At 73.9% G+C, this 15,173-nt stretch carries 17 protein-coding genes; 5 read left to right on the forward strand and 12 right to left on the reverse strand.

The window, feature by feature from the left end:
* Positions 1-44: 44 nt before the first annotated feature.
* Positions 45-1,253, forward strand: a complete 1,209-nt coding sequence (locus tag ACYVI6_RS08640; protein WP_460445983.1) for a VWA domain-containing protein — start codon at positions 45-47, stop codon at positions 1,251-1,253.
* Between the two features lie 74 nt (positions 1,254-1,327).
* Positions 1,328-1,999 carry a DUF6461 domain-containing protein gene (locus ACYVI6_RS08645; protein WP_460445984.1) on the forward strand — a complete coding sequence of 224 codons (672 nt, stop codon included), beginning with the start codon at positions 1,328-1,330 and terminating at the stop codon, positions 1,997-1,999.
* A 22-nt stretch (positions 2,000-2,021) separates the two neighbouring features.
* Here ACYVI6_RS08645 and ACYVI6_RS08650 read toward each other — a convergent pair whose 3' ends face one another.
* From ACYVI6_RS08650 to ACYVI6_RS08665, 4 genes are read right to left on the reverse strand one after another with little or no spacing between them, the layout of a single operon-like run.
* Positions 2,022-2,975 carry a sulfate/molybdate ABC transporter ATP-binding protein gene (locus tag ACYVI6_RS08650; RefSeq protein WP_460445985.1) on the reverse strand — a complete coding sequence of 318 codons (954 nt, stop codon included), beginning with the start codon at positions 2,973-2,975 and terminating at the stop codon, positions 2,022-2,024.
* Complete coding sequence (gene cysW, locus ACYVI6_RS08655) at positions 2,972-3,805, reverse strand: sulfate ABC transporter permease subunit CysW (protein ID WP_284288196.1); 834 nt, start codon at positions 3,803-3,805, stop codon at positions 2,972-2,974. The genes ACYVI6_RS08650 and cysW overlap by 4 nt, the downstream gene beginning before the upstream one ends.
* Positions 3,802-4,689, reverse strand: coding sequence for a sulfate ABC transporter permease subunit CysT (gene cysT / locus ACYVI6_RS08660; protein WP_284288197.1), 888 nt, complete (start codon positions 4,687-4,689; stop codon positions 3,802-3,804). The genes cysW and cysT overlap by 4 nt, the downstream gene beginning before the upstream one ends.
* A 1-nt stretch (position 4,690) precedes the next feature.
* A complete protein-coding gene (locus ACYVI6_RS08665) occupies positions 4,691-5,716 on the reverse strand; it encodes a sulfate ABC transporter substrate-binding protein (RefSeq protein ID WP_460445986.1) in 1,026 nt (341 codons plus the stop codon).
* A gap of 154 nt (positions 5,717-5,870) precedes the next feature.
* Between ACYVI6_RS08665 and ACYVI6_RS08670 the strand changes: the two genes are divergently transcribed.
* The gene (locus ACYVI6_RS08670) at positions 5,871-6,308 is read left to right on the forward strand and encodes a VOC family protein (protein WP_460445987.1); all 438 of its coding nucleotides are present in this window, start codon (positions 5,871-5,873) and stop codon (positions 6,306-6,308) included.
* Between the two features lie 30 nt (positions 6,309-6,338).
* Here the strand turns inward: ACYVI6_RS08670 and ACYVI6_RS08675 are convergent, their stop codons facing one another.
* The 4 genes from ACYVI6_RS08675 to glmU all read right to left on the reverse strand — a co-directional run bounded on the left by ACYVI6_RS08675 (position 6,339) and on the right by glmU (position 9,777).
* Positions 6,339-6,734, reverse strand: coding sequence for a hypothetical protein (locus tag ACYVI6_RS08675; RefSeq protein ID WP_460445988.1), 396 nt, complete (start codon positions 6,732-6,734; stop codon positions 6,339-6,341).
* Between the two features lie 142 nt (positions 6,735-6,876).
* Entirely contained in the window at positions 6,877-7,326 is a 450-nt protein-coding gene (locus ACYVI6_RS08680) for an RrF2 family transcriptional regulator (RefSeq protein ID WP_284288201.1), read from the reverse strand.
* 4 nt (positions 7,327-7,330) lie between these two features.
* Positions 7,331-8,308 carry a ribose-phosphate diphosphokinase gene (locus tag ACYVI6_RS08685; RefSeq protein WP_460445989.1) on the reverse strand — a complete coding sequence of 326 codons (978 nt, stop codon included), beginning with the start codon at positions 8,306-8,308 and terminating at the stop codon, positions 7,331-7,333.
* Complete coding sequence (gene glmU / locus ACYVI6_RS08690; RefSeq protein WP_460445990.1) at positions 8,305-9,777, reverse strand: bifunctional UDP-N-acetylglucosamine diphosphorylase/glucosamine-1-phosphate N-acetyltransferase GlmU; 1,473 nt, start codon at positions 9,775-9,777, stop codon at positions 8,305-8,307. The genes ACYVI6_RS08685 and glmU overlap by 4 nt, the downstream gene beginning before the upstream one ends.
* Before the next feature lie 227 nt (positions 9,778-10,004).
* Here glmU and ACYVI6_RS08695 point away from each other — a divergent pair, with 227 nt between their 5' ends.
* Complete coding sequence (locus ACYVI6_RS08695) at positions 10,005-10,625, forward strand: TetR family transcriptional regulator (protein ID WP_460446020.1); 621 nt, start codon at positions 10,005-10,007, stop codon at positions 10,623-10,625.
* Positions 10,626-10,689: 64 nt separating this feature from the next.
* Here ACYVI6_RS08695 and ACYVI6_RS08700 read toward each other — a convergent pair whose 3' ends face one another.
* Positions 10,690-11,049, reverse strand: coding sequence for a VOC family protein (locus ACYVI6_RS08700; protein ID WP_460445991.1), 360 nt, complete (start codon positions 11,047-11,049; stop codon positions 10,690-10,692).
* Positions 11,046-11,885 (reverse strand): trans-aconitate 2-methyltransferase, encoded by an 840-nt coding sequence (locus tag ACYVI6_RS08705; RefSeq protein WP_460445992.1) that lies wholly within the window; start codon positions 11,883-11,885, stop codon positions 11,046-11,048. Before ACYVI6_RS08705 ends, ACYVI6_RS08700 begins: the two co-directional genes overlap by 4 nt.
* A 33-nt stretch (positions 11,886-11,918) precedes the next feature.
* Between ACYVI6_RS08705 and ACYVI6_RS08710 the strand changes: the two genes are divergently transcribed.
* Positions 11,919-12,443 carry a MarR family winged helix-turn-helix transcriptional regulator gene (locus ACYVI6_RS08710; protein ID WP_460445993.1) on the forward strand — a complete coding sequence of 175 codons (525 nt, stop codon included), beginning with the start codon at positions 11,919-11,921 and terminating at the stop codon, positions 12,441-12,443.
* A gap of 9 nt (positions 12,444-12,452) precedes the next feature.
* Here the strand turns inward: ACYVI6_RS08710 and ACYVI6_RS08715 are convergent, their stop codons facing one another.
* On the reverse strand, positions 12,453-13,205 hold the full coding sequence (locus ACYVI6_RS08715; RefSeq protein ID WP_460445994.1) for a 2-phosphosulfolactate phosphatase: 753 nt from the start codon (positions 13,203-13,205) through the stop codon (positions 12,453-12,455).
* A 171-nt stretch (positions 13,206-13,376) separates the two neighbouring features.
* Positions 13,377-15,164, reverse strand: coding sequence for an ABC-F family ATP-binding cassette domain-containing protein (locus tag ACYVI6_RS08720; RefSeq protein ID WP_460445995.1), 1,788 nt, complete (start codon positions 15,162-15,164; stop codon positions 13,377-13,379).
* Positions 15,165-15,173 lie beyond the last annotated feature (9 nt).

Consider the following 15,173-nt stretch of genomic DNA (forward strand, 5'->3'; position numbering starts at 1 on the left):
CCCGCGCTGCGCCGGACGGCCGCCCTGCTCGGCGTGGAGGTGCCGTGACCGACCCGACCCCCGACGACCCGCCCGACGAGCCGCAGGCATCGCGCGACCGGCTGACCCGCTGGCGGCTGGTGCTCGGCGGCGACGAGGCCGACGGCACCGGTGCCGCGCTCGGGCCCGACGACACCGCCCGCGACGACGCGCTGCGCGAGCTCTACGACGGACGGCGGGGCGCGGGCATGAGCCGGTCGGCGCCGCGGGTGGCGCGCTGGCTCGGCGACATCCGCAGCTACTTCCCCTCCTCGGTGGTGCAGGTCATGCAGGCCGACGCGATGCAGCGGCTCGGGCTCGACCAGCTGCTGCTGGAGCCCGAGCTGATGGAGGCCGTGCAGCCCGACGTCGGCATGGTGTCGACGCTGGTCGGGCTGAACCACGTGATCCCCGAGCGCAGCCGGGCCACCGCGCGGGCCGTCGTCCGCACGGTGACCGACCGGCTGGAGGAGCGGCTGCGGGCACGCACGGTGCAGGCGGTCACCGGTGCCCTCGACCGCTCGGCCCGCACCCGGCGTCCGCGCGCTGCGGACATCGACTGGGGGCGCACCGTCGCCGCCAACCTGAAGCACTACCTGCCCGAGCACCGCACGGTGGTGCCCGAGCGGCTGGTCGGGCACGCCCGGCGCACCACGCAGATCGAGCGGCACGTGGTGCTGTGCATCGACCAGTCGGGGTCGATGGCCGAGTCGATCGTCTACTCGAGCGTCTTCGCGGCGGTGCTCGCGTCGCTGCGGTCGGTGCGCACCAGCCTCGTCGTGTTCGACACCGAGGTGGTCGACCTGACCGACGAGATCACCGACCCGGTCGACGTGCTGTTCGGGGTGCAGCTCGGCGGCGGCACCGACATCAACCGCGCGGTTGCCTACTGCCAGAGCCTGATCGAGCGACCGGCCGACACCGTGCTGGTGCTGATCAGCGACCTCTACGAGGGCGGGATCGCCGACGAGCTGGTGCGCCGCTCGGCCGAGGTGGTGCGCTCCGGAGCCACGATGGTCGCGCTGCTGGCGCTCAGCGACTCCGGAGCGCCGTCGTACGACGCCGACCACGCGGCCGCGCTGGCCGGCGTCGGCGTCCCCGCCTTCGCCTGCACGCCCGACCTGTTCCCCGACCTGATGGCGGCGGCCATCGAGCGGCGCGACGTCGGCGAGTGGGCGGCCGCCAACGACGTGGTCACCGCGCACCCGGTCGCCCCGGAGCACCCCGGGGCGTGACCGGCACGGCATCAGTTGTCGTGCTGCTATCTTGGTGGAGCTTCTCGCGAACCGACTCCCTCGGAGGCCCCGCCGTGCCGATCCCAGGCTTCCCCGACGACGCCGTCGACGAGCACGGCTTCCCGCGGTGGATCGCGCACCTCGGCGACATGAACTCGAACCACCTGCTGCACGTCGTCCGGGGACTGAGCCCGGAGCCGGCGCTGCGCCTGGTCGGTGGCGGCGAGGAGGTGCGCCACCTCGAGCCGGGGTCGCTCGCGGCGGACGGCGGCGAGGACGGCGGCAGCCGGGTGCACGCGGCGGTCGGGGCGCACCGGCGAGCGGACCTCCTGATCGCAGGCACGAGGGGTGACTGGACGTTCGTCTACGACCCGACCGGGCAGACGTTCGAGGCGGCCGAGGGACTGTCGGCCGAGGACCGCCTCGCGGTCAGCGCGACGTCGAGCATCAGCGCCACCGCCAGCCTGCAGCTCGCGGAGGACGGTGAGCTGCTGTGGCACCTGCTGGAGCCGTACGACGCCGGGTACGCCGACGAGCTGCCCGAGGTGCTGCGCCCGGCCGTCGACGCGGCGGGTTCCGTCGAGTCCGTCGACCCCGACTCGTGGGACCTCGACGTGAACGTCCGCATCGCGTGCGCGCTGGCGGGCCTCACCTGGACCGTCGACGAGCTCGCGGCTCAGCCGCTGGTGGTGGCGCAGAACGTGACGACCGACCTCGCCGAGCGCCTCGGCAGCCCGCGGGGCTGACGCGCCGTGCCGCAGTGGCCGGTCAGGCGGCGCGCTCGCCGGCCGCCGCCCAGGCGTGCACGACGTCGCCGCTGCTGAGCGCCAGGTCGTCGCTGCCGCCGCGGGTGAGCTGGACGGCGAACGGCTCGGCGCCGTCCTGGGTGACGAGCTCGACGCGCACCTCGAAGCCGAGGCGCACGACCCGCTCGACCCGGGCCGGCACCCGCCCGCGGCCCGGCTCGCGCGAGAGCCGGATGTCGTGCGGGCGCACCAGCTCGCCGTCCAGCCGGGCCACCTGGCCGAGGAACGACATCACGAAGTCGTTGGCGGGCCGGTCGTACAGCGACTCGGGGTCACCGACCTGCTCCAGCCGCCCGTGGTTGAGCACCGCGATCCGGTCGGCGACGTCGAGCGCCTCCTCCTGGTCGTGGGTGACCAGCACCGTCGTGACGTGCACCTCCTGGTGCAGCCGGCGCAGCCAGGTGCGCAGGTCGGCGCGCACCTTGGCGTCGAGCGCACCGAAGGGCTCGTCGAGCAGCAGGACGTCGGGGTCGACGGCGAGCGCGCGGGCCAGCGCCATCCGCTGCCGCTGCCCGCCGGACAGCTGCGCCGGGTAGCGGTGCTGGAACCCGTCGAGCCCGACGATCTCGAGCAGCTCGTCGACCTTGCGCTTCGTCTCGGCCTTCGGCCGCCGCCGCACCTTCAGGCCGAAGGCGACGTTGTCGCGCACCGTCAGGTGCTTGAAGGCGGCGTAGTGCTGGAAGACGAACCCGATGCCGCGCCGCTGCGGTGGCACGTTCGTGACGTCGGCGCCGGCGATGGTCACGGTGCCGGCGTCGAGGTGCTCCAGCCCGGCGATCGAGCGCAGCAGCGTCGACTTGCCGCTGCCGCTCGGGCCGAGCAGCGCCGTGAGCGAGCCGGCCGGGATGTCGAGGCTGACGTCGGCGAGCGCGGCGAAGTCGCCGTACCGCTTGCTGGCTCCGGTGACGGTGATCATCGCTGGTTCCTCTTCCGGTCGAGCAGGGTCATGAGCAGCAGCACCAGCACGGCGATCCCCATCAGCAGGGTCGCGGCGCTGTAGGCGCCGAAGGTGTTGTGGTCGTCGATGTAGCGCGCGTGCACCAGCAGCGTCAGCGTCTGCGACACCCCGGGGAAGCCGGACGACACCATGATCACGGCGCCGAACTCGCCCAGCGCCCGGGCGACGGTGAGCACCACGCCGTACGTCAGGCCCCAGCGGATCGCCGGGATCGTGATGCGCCACAACGTCTGCCAGGCCGAGGCGCCGAGGGTCGCCGCGGCCTGCTCCTGCTCCTGGCCGATCTCGTGCAGCACCGGCTCGACCTCGCGGACGACGAACGGCAGCGTCACGAACACGGTGGCGATCACCATGCCCGGCAGCCCGAAGATCACCTTCACGCCGGTCTGCTCGATGCCGCCGAACCAGCCGCCCGCGCCCCACAGCAGGATCAGCGAGACGCCGACCACCACGGGCGACACGGCGAACGGCAGGTCGACCACCGCCTGCACCAGCCCGCGCCCCCGGAACCGCCCGCGCACCAGCGCGATCGCCGTCCCGACGCCCATCACGACGTTGATCGGCACGGTGATCGCCACGATGAGCAGCGACAGGTTCAGCGCCGAGATGGCGGCCGGGGTGCTGATCGAGTCGACGAACGCCCCGATGCCGTGCTCGAAGGTGCGGAACAGGATCACGCCGATCGGCACGAGCAGCAGCACGCCGAGGTAACCCAGCGCCACGACCCGCAGCGTGACGCGGGTGGCCCGCCGCTCACCCACCGACCGCGCGGCGCTCACGTCGCTCATGCCGCCCGCTCCTCGCGCCGGCGTCCGCGCCCGGCCCACAGCCGCAGCGCGAACAGCGTGAGGAACGCGACCGCCAGCAGCGCCACCGACACCGCGGCCGCGTTGGCCGGCCGGTCGATCTCGATCTGCTGCTGGATGTACTGCGAGGCCACCTGCGTGCGCCGCGGGATGCCGCCGCCGATGAGCACCACCGAGCCGTACTCGCCGATGGCGCGGGCGAACGCCAGGCCGGTGCCGCCGATGACCGCGGGCGCGAGGGTCGGCAGGACGACCAGTCGGAACGTCGTCCAGCTGCCGGCGCCCAGCGACGCCGCGGCCTGCTCGACGTCCCGGTCGGCCTCCAGCAGCACCGGCTGCACCGACCGCACGACGAACGGCAGCGTCACGAACAGCAGCGCGACCACGACGCCGGGCCGGGTGGCGTTGAGGTGCAGGCCGACCGGGCTGCTCGGACCGTAGAGCGCCAGCAGCACGATGCTCGCGACGATCGTCGGCAGCGCGAACGGCAGGTCGACGAACGCGTTCACCACCCGCTTGCCGGGGAACTCGTCACGCACGAGCACCCAGGCGACCAGCGTGCCCATCACCGCGTTCACCACGGCGACCAGCGCCGAGACGCCGATGGTGACGCCGAGCGCCGCCAGCGCAGCCGGCTCGGTGACCGCCCGCCAGAGCCCTGCCGGGCCGTCGTCGAACGCGGTGACGGTGAGCGCGGCCAGCGGCAGCAGCACGATCAGGCTGAGCCAGACGCCGACCACGCCGAGCCCGAGCCCGCCGGCGAGCCGCCGACGAGCCGGGCGCACGGGCTGCGGCGGACGGCTGGGGACGCGCCGCGACGGCGCCACCACCTCGGTGACGCCGCCGCGCGCGGTCGTGGTCGTCATGTCACTTCGTCGCCGCGGCGTAGATCTTCGCCACGGAGCCCTTCTCCTTGTCGAACAGCGACGGGTCGACCGTCGACCAGCCCCCGAGGTCGTCGATCGTCCAGAGCTTCGTCGGCTGCGGGAACTCGGCGGCGTGCTTCGCGAACACCGCCTGGTCGACCGGGCGGAAGCCCGCCTCGGCCCACAGCTCCTGCGCCGCAGGGGTGAACAGGTAGTCGACGAACGCCTTGGCCTTCGCCGCGTTCTTGCTCTTCGACAACGCCGCGACCGGGTTCTCGATCTTGAACGTCGTGGGCGGGGTGTGGTGCTCGAGCGGCTCGCCGCTGCGCTCGAGGAACAGCGCCTCGTTCTCGTAGCTGATCAGCGCGTCACCCGTGCCCTGCGTGAACGTCTCGCTGGCCTCGCGCCCGGACGCCGGCTGCGTCTTCACGTGCTCGCCGACGAGCGCGCTGACGTAGTCGAGGCCGGCCTGCGGGTTCTTGCCGCCGTCGCTCTTGGCGGCGTACGGCGCGAGCAGGTTCCACTTCGCCGACCCCGAGCTGAACGGGTTGGGCGTCACGACCTCGACGCCCGGCTTCAGCAGGTCGTCCCAGTCGAGGATCTTCTTGGGGTTGCCCTTGCGGACGACGATCGTCACGACGGAACCGAACGCCAGGCCCTTGGTGGGGCCGGTGTTCCAGTCCTTCGACACCAGGCCGGCGTCGACGAGCCGGGTGACGTCGGGCTCGACCGAGAAGTTCACGACGTCGGCCTCGGCCCCCGCCGCGACCTTGCGCGACTGGTCGCCGGACGCGCCGTACGACTGCTGGAAGGCGACGCCCTTGCCCTCGGCCGTGGCCTCGAAGCCGGGGATGACCTTGTCGAAGCCGGGCTTCGGCACGGCGTAGGCGAACAGGTTCAGCGTGCCGCCCGACCCGTCCGCCGTGACGGCCGAGGCACCGACGACGTCGCTCGACCCACCGCCGCAGGCGCTCAGCGCGAGGGCGGTCAGGGCGGTGACGGCGAGCACGAGCGGACGGCGGCGCATGAGCACTCCGGTGCGAGTCGATGATCCAGTAGGTCGACTTCAGCGTCCAGAGCACCGCCCGGGCTGGTCAACGCTCGGGACGCCCTGCTCACCATGTGGACGAAGGCGGGCCGAAGGGCCCGGTGGCGGCCGGTCGGCTGGGTAGCGTGCCGGCATGGACATCATCCGGCAGGTGGTCGTGTTCGATGCCGCGGACCTGCAGGCCGAGAGCACCTTCTGGGCGGGGATGCTCGACGGCGCCGTCTTCGAGGACGATCACTGGCACACGGTGGTCGACGGCGACGGGCAGTGGCGCGTCGGCGTGCAGCTGGCACCCGACCACGTCCCGCCGCAGTGGCCGGACGGCGAGGCCCAGCAGGTGCACCTCGACCTGCACGTGACCGACGCCCGGGCCGCGCACGAGCAGGCCATCGCCCTCGGCGCTCGACTCCTGCAGGGTGCCGACGACCTCGACGCCGACGAGGGCCACCAGGTGTACGCCGACCCGGCCGGCCACCCGTTCTGCCTCGGCTGGGGCCAGCCCTCACCCGAGCGGCTCGCCGCATTCGTGGCCGAGCACCTCGGCTCAAAGGGCACCAGCGCGCCACCGTGATGGCAACCTCGCAGTGCCCATCGAAGACGTTCAGGAGCGGTCGACCTCGACGTCGCCCTGCAGCACGAGCTGGTCGAACTCTGATCGCCACGCCCCGATCCCGTGAGAGGCCTTCACAGCGAGTTCCAGGATCACGGGGGCCACGATCGTCCGCATCGGCAGGCGCGTCTCCTCGTGTCTCGTGGCCTCTCGAAGGCTGGCGCCCTTGAGGTCGACGACGTGCACGCGCGCTCCGCGTCGCTCGACGAAGTTCAGCTGCGGCGCGGTATGAGCCGGCACGTCGTTGGCCACCACGGACCAGTCGCCCACGTACACCTTGGCGTCGAGCGTGATGGCAACGAACTCGATGCCCGATCGCCAGGCCTGCCGGGCCGACGCCGGCTCCTCGTCCGAGACCGTGCCTGCGAACACGACGACGACGTACACGTTCTTCTCGTAGACCCCGATGCAGTGACCGACCGCAGAACGGCCGTCTCCGAACGGGATCACGAAGAGATCGTGCTTCCTCAGTCTCGGCCGTCGCGCACCTGCGCCCACCTGGAAACCCCCTGTTCGCTCCTGGCTCCCGTCACGGGTGCGGCTCGTGCATGGCCCGGTCGTCGGCGTCGTGCATCGCCCGGTGGGTGCAGGCGAGGGCGTCGAGCGTCGTGCCGTCGAGCACCTCGCGCTCGGCGGCGCGCAGCCGCAGCCACAGGTCGCGCACCGGCTGGGCGTCGTCCGGGTAGGGCAGGGCCTCGGGACGCAGCCCGCGCACCAGGGCGAGGGGACCGTCGATGGCGCGGATGACGTCGGCGACGCTCACCTCGCGCGCCGGCCGGGCCAGCCGGTGGCCGCCCTCGCGGCCGCGCCGGCTCTCGACCAGGCCGCCGCGGCGCAGGTCGCGCAGGATCGTGTCGAGGAACGGCGCCGGCACGTCCTGGTTCGCGGCGACGTCGTCGGCGCGGATCCACTGCCCCTCGTGCGCCGCGAGGACCAGGCACGCGCGAACCGCGTAGTCGACCTTCGCCGACAGGCGCACTCGGCTACGCCTGGCCGTCGAAGAGGCTGGTCACCGAGCCGTCGTCGAAGACCTCGCGGATGGCGCGGGCGATGAGCGGGGCGATCGAGAGCGTCGTGAGCTTCTCGAACTGGTGCTCCTCGGGCACAGGCAGCGTGTTCGTGACGACGACCTCGCTGATCCGGCTGTCGCGCAGCCGGTCTGCGGCCGCGCCCGAGAGCACGGCGTGGGTCGCGGTGACGATGACGTCGGCGGCGCCCTGCTCGAAGAGCGCGTCGGCGGCCTGGCAGATGGTGCCGGCGGTGTCGATCATGTCGTCGACGAGCACGCAGGTGCGCCCGGCGACGTCGCCGACGACCTCGTGCACCTTCACCTGGTTCGGCACGTTCGGGTCGCGGCGCTTGTGGATGATCGCCAGCGGCGCGCCGAGGCGGTCGGACCACTGGTCGGCGACGCGCACCCGGCCGGCGTCCGGCGACACGATCGTGAGGTTCGAGCGGTCGACCCGCGAGCCGACGTACTGCGCCAGCAGCGGGAGCGCCCACAGGTGGTCGACCGGGCCGTCGAAGTACCCCTGGATCTGCGCCGCGTGCAGGTCGACGCAGATCAGCCGGTCGGCGCCGGCGGTCTTGAACAGGTCGGCCATCAGCCGGGCCGAGATCGGCTCGCGGCCGCGGTGCTTCTTGTCCTGCCGGGCGTAGCCGTAGAACGGGATCACGCAGCTGATCCGCTTGGCCGACGCGCGCTTCAGCGCGTCGGTCATGATCAGCTGCTCCATCACCCACTGGTTGATCGGTGCGGTGTGGCTCTGGATGACGAACGCGTCGCAGCCGCGCAGGCTCTCCTGGAACCGCACGTAGATCTCGCCGTTGGCGAAGTCGTACGCCGTGGTGTCGACCAGCTCGACGCCGAGCTCCTTCGCCACCTCCTCGGCGAGCTCGGGGTAGCCGCGCCCGCTGATCAGCACGAGCCGCTTCTCGCCGGTGGTGGTGATGCCCGTCATGCGTCGGCGTCCTCGCTGTCGTCGTGCACGTCGTCCGGCAGGTCGAGGGCGCGCGCCGCCGCCTCGGCCGAGGGTGTGCCGGCGCGCTTGCGCAGCGTCCAGCCCTCGACGTTGCGCTGCGGCGCGACGTTGACCGCGAGCGCCCCGGGCGGCACGTCCCTGCGGATCACCGTGCCGGCGCCGGAGTAGGCGCCGTCGCCGACGGTCACCGGCGCGACGAACATGTTGTCGGAGCCGGTGCGCACGTGGCTGCCGACGGTGGTGCGCGACTTGGTGACGCCGTCGTAGTTCACGAACACCGACGCGGCCCCGATGTTGGAGTGGTCGCCGATCGTGGCGTCACCGACGTACGACAGGTGCGGCACCTTCGTGCCCTCGCCGATCTCGGCGTTCTTCGTCTCGACGAACGTGCCGATCTTGCCGTGCGCGCCGAGCCGGGTGCCGGGCCGCAGGTACGCGAACGGGCCGACGCTGGCCCCCTCGCCGACGACCGCCCCGCTGCCGTGCGTGCGGACGACGGTGGCACCGGCCCGCACCACGACGTCCTCGAGCGTGGTGTCCGGCCCGACGACGGCGCCCGGCTCGATGCTGGTCAGCCCGTGCAGCTGGGTGCCCGGCAGCAGCGTGACGTCGGCTGCGAGCCGCACCTCGACGTCGACCCACGTGGTGGCCGGGTCGACGACGGTGACGCCCTCGCGCATCCAGTGCTCGACGGTGCGGCGGTTCAGCTCGGCGCCGAGCCGCGACAGCTGCAGCCGGTCGTTGACGCCCTCGCCCTGCCACGGGTCGCCGAGCTGGTGCGCGGCGACCCGGCCGCCCTCGTCGCGGGCCAGCGCGAGCACGTCGGTGAGGTACAGCTCGCCCTGCGCGTTGTCGGTGGTCAGCCCGGCGAGCGCCCGCCGCAGCACCGCGGCCTCGAAGGCGTAGATGCCGGAGTTGATCTCGCGCACCGCCCGCTGCGACTGGGTGGCGTCCTTCTGCTCGACGATCGCGAGCACCGACCCGTCGTCCGCGCGCAGCACCCGGCCGTACCCCGTCGGGTCGTCGACGACGCTGGTCAGCACGGTGACCGCGTCGCCCTCCGACTCGTGCGCGGCCACCAGACCGGCCAGCGTGGCGGTGGTGAGCAGCGGCACGTCGCCATAGGTGACCACGACGGTGCCCTCGAGGTCGGGCAGCGCGTCGAGCGCGCACTGCACGGCGCGGCCGGTCCCCTTCACCTCGTCCTGGTCGGCGACGACCGCCTCCGGCGCGAGCGCCTCGACGTGCGCAGCGACCCGGTCGCGGTCGTGCCGGACGACGACCGCCAGGTGGCGCGGCCCGAGGCCCTGGGCGGCGGCGACCGCGTGGCCGAGCAGCGAGCGGCCGCCGATGCGGTGCAGCACCTTCGGGGTGGTCGAGCGCATCCGGGTGCCTTCACCGGCGGCCAGCACCACCACGGCGGCGATGGCGGTGGGGTCGGCGGTCACGGGGTGCAGGGGCGGTGTCGGCGCAGCACCCGGCGATCGTACAAGCACCCGCGGCGGGCTCCGCCCCCCCGATTCGAACGGGGACTGCAAGGCTCCAAAGGCCCGCGTGCTGCCGTTACACCAGGGCGGATCGCAGGCGACAGTGTGCCAGCGCCTGGCATGGTGGAGGCGTGCCCCCCGCCACCCCGGAGCCGTCGTCGAGCAGCCGGCCGGCCCGGCGTCCGCGGATGACCGGACCGCAGCGCCGCGAGCAGCTGCTCGACGTCGGGCGCTCGCTGTTCGCCGAGAAGGGCTACGAGGCGACGAGCGTGGAGGAGATCGCCGCTCGCGCCGAGGTCTCGAAGCCGGTCGTCTACGAGCACTTCGGCGGCAAGGAGGGGCTGTACGCCGTCGTCGTCGACCGCGAGATCCGCGCGCTGCTCGACGAGATCACCGGCGCGCTGACCTCCGGGGCGTCGTCGCGGGTGCTGGTCGAGCAGGCGGCGCTCGGGCTGCTCGGCTACATCGAGCACTCCACCGACGGCTTCCGGGTGCTGGTGCGCGACTCCCCCGTCGCCGCCTCGACCGGCTCGTTCGCCAGCCTGATCGGCGAGGTCGCCAGCCAGGTCGAGCACCTGCTGGCGGCCGAGTTCACCCGCCGCGACCTCGACCCCGAGACGGCCCCGATGTACGCGCAGATGCTCGTCGGCATGGTCGCGCTCACCGGCCAGTGGTGGCTCGACGCCCGCCGTCCCGACCGCGCCGACGTCGCCGCCCACGTCGTCAACCTCGCCTGGAACGGCCTGGCCGCCCTGCAGACCGAGCCCCGGCTGATCTCCGGCCGCCCGGGGGCGACGCCAGCCACGTGAAGTGGGCTGCGGCACCGTTCGATCGGCGTGCACGCCGCTGGAACGGTGCGGCCGCCCAGCGAGGTCAGCCCTGCTGCAGCTCGATGCGGTTGCCCACCGGGTCGTCGGTGTGGAACCGCCGGACGCCGGGCACCTGGTCGTCCCAGCGCACCGGCAGCCCGGCGGCCTCGACCGCGGCGGCGAGGGCGTCGACGTCGTCGACCAGCAGCGCGGGGTGCGCCTTGCGGGCGGGTACGAACCCGGGCTCGACGCCGAGGTGCAGCTCCTGCGCCCCGACCCTGAACCAGACGCCGCCGCGCGCAGCGAGGACCGGCGGCTTCGGCAGCTCGGGCAGCCCCAGCAGGCCGCCGTAGAACCCGCGCAGCGCGTCCTCGCTGCCGGCCGGGCAGGCGACCTGCACGTGGTGCAGCCCGACCACCGTCATGCCGCACCGCCGACCCGGGCCACGACGAAGACCCGGCGGAACGGCAGCAGCGTGCCCCACGGGCGGCGCGGGTAGGCCGCGCGCAGCCGCGCCGCGTACGCGTCGACGAAGCGCCGTCGCAGGTCGGTCTGGTCGGCGAGGGCGTCGGTGACCGGCCGCAGCCCGGTGCCGCTGACCCAGGTGAGCACCGCGTCGTCGCCGAGCTCGCCGGCCGGGTCGAGCACGTGCGCGTACGTCGTCTCCCACGCGTCGACCGCGCACCCGGCGCCGGCCAGCAGCTCGGCGTACGTCGTGGGGTCGGGCGAGGTCAGCCGGTCGGTGAGCACGTCGGGCAGGTGGGCGTCGAACGGCGGTGTCGCAGCCACCTCGCGCATCAGGGCGTGCGACGGCGAGTCGCCGTTGCCGGGCACCTGGACGGCGAGCCACGACCCGGGGCGCATCGCCGCCACCCACGCGCGCAGCAGGTCGAGGTGGCCGGGCACCCACTGCAGCGTCGCGTTCGACACCAGCACGTCGAGGCCCTCGGGCGGCGTCCAGTCGCGCACGTCGGCCGGCTCGAACCGCAGCCGCGGGCAGGCGTGGGCGGCCGCCCGCTCGAGCATCGCCGGCGAGGAGTCGACGCCCACGACGTCGGCCGCGGGCCAGCGGCGGGTCAGCGAGGCGGTCAGGTCGCCCGGCCCGCAGCCGAGGTCGACGACGAGCCGCGGGTCGTCGTGGCCGACGCGGGCCAGCAGGTCGGCGAACGGTCGGCCGCGCTCGGCGGCGAAGCGTCCGTACAGCTCGGGGTCCCAGGTCGGCACAGGTATCTTGATATCAAGACACCTGGCGACCGTCAAGAATCTTGGCGTCGAGAGGCCTACGATCGGCGGGTGACCACCGACCTCGCCGCGCCGACCCCCGGGCCCGACGAGGTCGACCGCATCGTGGCCGCCTGGCGGCGCGAGCGGGCCGACCTCGACGTGCAGCCGCTCGAGGTGCTGTCGCGGGTGTCGCGGCTGTCGCGCCACCTCGACCGGGCCCGCGGGGCCGCGTTCGCCGAGCACGGCCTGGAGGGGTGGGAGTTCGACGTGCTGTCGGCCCTGCGCCGCGCCGGCGCGCCCTACGAGCTGTCGCCCGGCCAGCTCGTGACCCAGACGCTCGTCACCAGCGGCACCATGACCAACCGGGTCGACCGGCTCACCTCGCGGGGGCTCGTCGAGCGGCTGCCCGACCCGCGCGACCGGCGCGGCGTCATCGTGCGGCTCACCGACACCGGCCGTCGCACCGTCGACGACGCGTTCGCCGGGCTGCTGCACCGCGAGCACGAGCTGCTCTCGGCGCTGGGCGCCGCGGACGCCGCCGCGCTCGCCGACCTGCTGCGCCGACTCGTCGCGCCGTTCGACGCGCTGTCCTGACCCGTCGAGCTAGAGGGTGCTCGGCAGCGCCGCCGCCGCGAACCGGCCCTCGCGCAGCACCGGCACGACGTCGGACGCGTCGACCTGCTCGGCCAGCCGGACGTCGTCCGCGAAGCCCCGCTCGACGAGCTCGCGGCCGGACGGCGTGCCGTCGAGCGGCTGCAGCTCGGCGAACGCCAGCGCGGCCGCCTCGGCCTCGGGCGAGCGGAACAGGCCGGGCACGGTCTCCGTGAGCCGGCGCACCACGGCCCCCGCACCCACGAGGTCCTCGTAGGCGAACCGCAGCGAGTGGTCGGGCCAGCGCTCGCCGGCCGGCACCACGGCGACCCGCTCGGCGCCGACGTCGCGCACGTACCGAGCGACCGCCGCGGCGTTTCGCAGGCCGCCGGCGACGACGGCGACCTTGGCGTTCATCAGCGCGTGCGTGATCGACGAGCCGTTCGGCGACGGCAGCACCAGACGCGACCCCTCGGGGAGGTCGAGCAGCGACGTCGGCGACAGGCTCGGGCCGCTGGTGTGGCTGCGGGTGCCGGCGAGCACGGCCTCGATGCTGCGGGCCAGCGCGTGCGCCTCCTCGCCACCGGGGTGCGGCCACACGCGGGCCCCGCGCTCGCAGGCCACGGTCACCGAGGTGCTGAACGACAGCACGTCGACCACCACCACGACGTCGACCCGCTCGGCGAACCGCCGCGCCCCCTGCAGCCCCCACTCCAGGTCCACCCGCGGCGTGACGTCGAGCGGCGGCAACGGCGGTGAGCTCACGACGCCGAACTCTACCGTCGCCGTACCCGCCCCGTACCGCCAACCCGTTCCGCCGCTCGTCCCCTTTCCGCGCGTCAGCCCGCTTTCCGCGCTTCAGCCCGCTCGCAGCCCCCGGCGAGCGGGTTGACGTACGCAAAGCGGGCTGACGCGCGGAAGGGGGGTGGGGGGGTGCTAGTCGAGGGCGTCGGCGGCCTCGAGCCACTGGGCCTCGAGGTCGTCGCGCTCGGCGTGCAGGGCGCGCAGCTGCTCGTCCAGCTTGCCGACGGCGACGTGGTCGGTGGCCTGCGCGGCCATGGTGTCGTGCAGCTGCGTCACCTCGACCTCGATGCGCTGCAGGCGGCGCTCGATGCGGGCCATGTCCTTGCGCGCCGTCCGTTGCGTCGCGGCATCGGTCACCGGGGCGGCGGCACCAGCCGGCCGGGGGTCGGACGACGTGAGCGAGGCCGCGCGCAGCCGCAGGTACTCGTCGACGCCCCCGGGCAGGTCGCGCAGCGCTCCGTCGCCGAGCAGAGCGAGCTGCCGGTCGCACAGACGCTCGAGGGCGTACCGGTCGTGCGAGACGACGACGAGCGTGCCGGCCCAGCCGTCGAGCAGGTCCTCGAGCGCAGTGAGCGTGTCGACGTCGAGGTCGTTCGTCGGCTCGTCGAGCAGCAGCACGTTCGGCTCGTCCATGAGCAACCGCAACAGCTGCAACCTGCGACGTTCGCCGCCCGACAGGTCTCGGACGAACGTGCGCTGCCGGCCCCCGGTGAACCCGAGCCGCTCGGCCAGCTGCGAGGCGGTCACCTCGCGGTCGCCCAGCCGGGTCGTCTCGCGCACCTCGCGGACGGCGTCGACGACGCGGGTGTCGGCGAGCCGCTCGAGCTCGCGGACCTCCTGGGTGAGGAACGCCAGCCGCACCGTGCGGCCGCGCTTGACCTTGCCGCGGGCGGGCTCGACGTCGCCGCTCAGCACGCGCAGGAGCGTCGACTTGCCGGAGCCGTTGACGCCGACGATCCCCCACCGGTCGCCGGGACCGAGGCGCCAGGTGATGCGGTGCAGCAGCTCGCGGTCGCCGAGGGTGACGTCGACGTCCTCGACGTCGAGCACGTCCTTGCCCAGCCGGGTCGTCGCGAAGCGCACCAGCGCCACGTCGTCGCGCGGCGGCGGCTCGTCGGCGATCAGCGCGTTGGCGGCGTCGATGCGGAACTGCGGCTTCGACGTCCGGGCCGGCGGACCGCGCCGCAGCCAGGCGAGCTCCTTGCGCAGCAGGTTCTGCCGGCGCTCCTCGACGACGGCGGCCATCCGCGCGCGCTCGGCACGGGCCAGCACGTACGCCGCGTACCCGCCCTCGTAGGCGTCGACGCCGCCGTCGTGCACCTCCCAGGTCTGGGTGGCCGACGCGTCGAGGAACCAGCGGTCGTGGGTGACGGCGACCAGCGCCGACGACGGACGCCGGCCGCTGAGGTGCCGCGCCAGCCAGTCGACGCCCTCGACGTCGAGGTGGTTCGTCGGCTCGTCGAGCAGCAGCAGGTCGGGGTCGGCGACGAGCAGCGCGGCCAGCGCCACCCGGCGCCGCTCGCCGCCCGACAACGGACCGACCGGGGCGTCGAGCCCGCCGACCGCGGCGGCGTCGAGGCTGCCGAGGATGCCGGTGACGACGTCGCGCACCCGGGCGTCGCCGGCCCAGTCGTGGTCGGCCCGGTCGCCGACGACGCTGGTGCGCACGCTCGCGGCCGGGTCGAGCTGGTCGGTCTGCCCGAGCACGCCGACGGTGAGGCCGCCGGTGTGCGTCACGCGGCCGTCGTCGACCGGCTGCAGCCGGGCCAGCACCCGCAGCAGGGTCGACTTGCCGCCGCCGTTGCGCCCGACGACGCCGATCCGGTCGCCGGCCGAGATGCCCAGCGACACGCCGTCGAGCAGCACCCGGGTGCCGAGCGCCAGCTGCGCCCGCTCGAGGTTCACCAGGTTGTCGGCCACGCCCGCCCC

The organism is Angustibacter aerolatus (assembly GCF_054776675.1).

Bases quoted from the DNA above. Each gene is read 5' to 3' on its own strand.
- cysT (WP_284288197.1), bottom strand. From the start codon at position 4,689: ATGACGACCACGACCGCGCGCGGCGGCGTCACCGAGGTGGTGGCGCCG.
- ACYVI6_RS08665 (WP_460445986.1), bottom strand. From the start codon at position 5,716: ATGCGCCGCCGTCCGCTCGTGCTCGCCGTCACCGCCCTGACCGCCCTC.
- cysW (WP_284288196.1), bottom strand. From the start codon at position 3,805: ATGAGCGACGTGAGCGCCGCGCGGTCGGTGGGTGAGCGGCGGGCCACC.
- ACYVI6_RS08650 (WP_460445985.1), bottom strand. From the start codon at position 2,975: ATGATCACCGTCACCGGAGCCAGCAAGCGGTACGGCGACTTCGCCGCG.
- ACYVI6_RS08700 (WP_460445991.1), bottom strand. From the start codon at position 11,049: ATGACGGTGGTCGGGCTGCACCACGTGCAGGTCGCCTGCCCGGCCGGC.
- ACYVI6_RS08695 (WP_460446020.1), top strand. From the start codon at position 10,005: ATGACCGGACCGCAGCGCCGCGAGCAGCTGCTCGACGTCGGGCGCTCG.
- ACYVI6_RS08670 (WP_460445987.1), top strand. From the start codon at position 5,871: ATGGACATCATCCGGCAGGTGGTCGTGTTCGATGCCGCGGACCTGCAG.
- ACYVI6_RS08685 (WP_460445989.1), bottom strand. From the start codon at position 8,308: ATGACGGGCATCACCACCACCGGCGAGAAGCGGCTCGTGCTGATCAGC.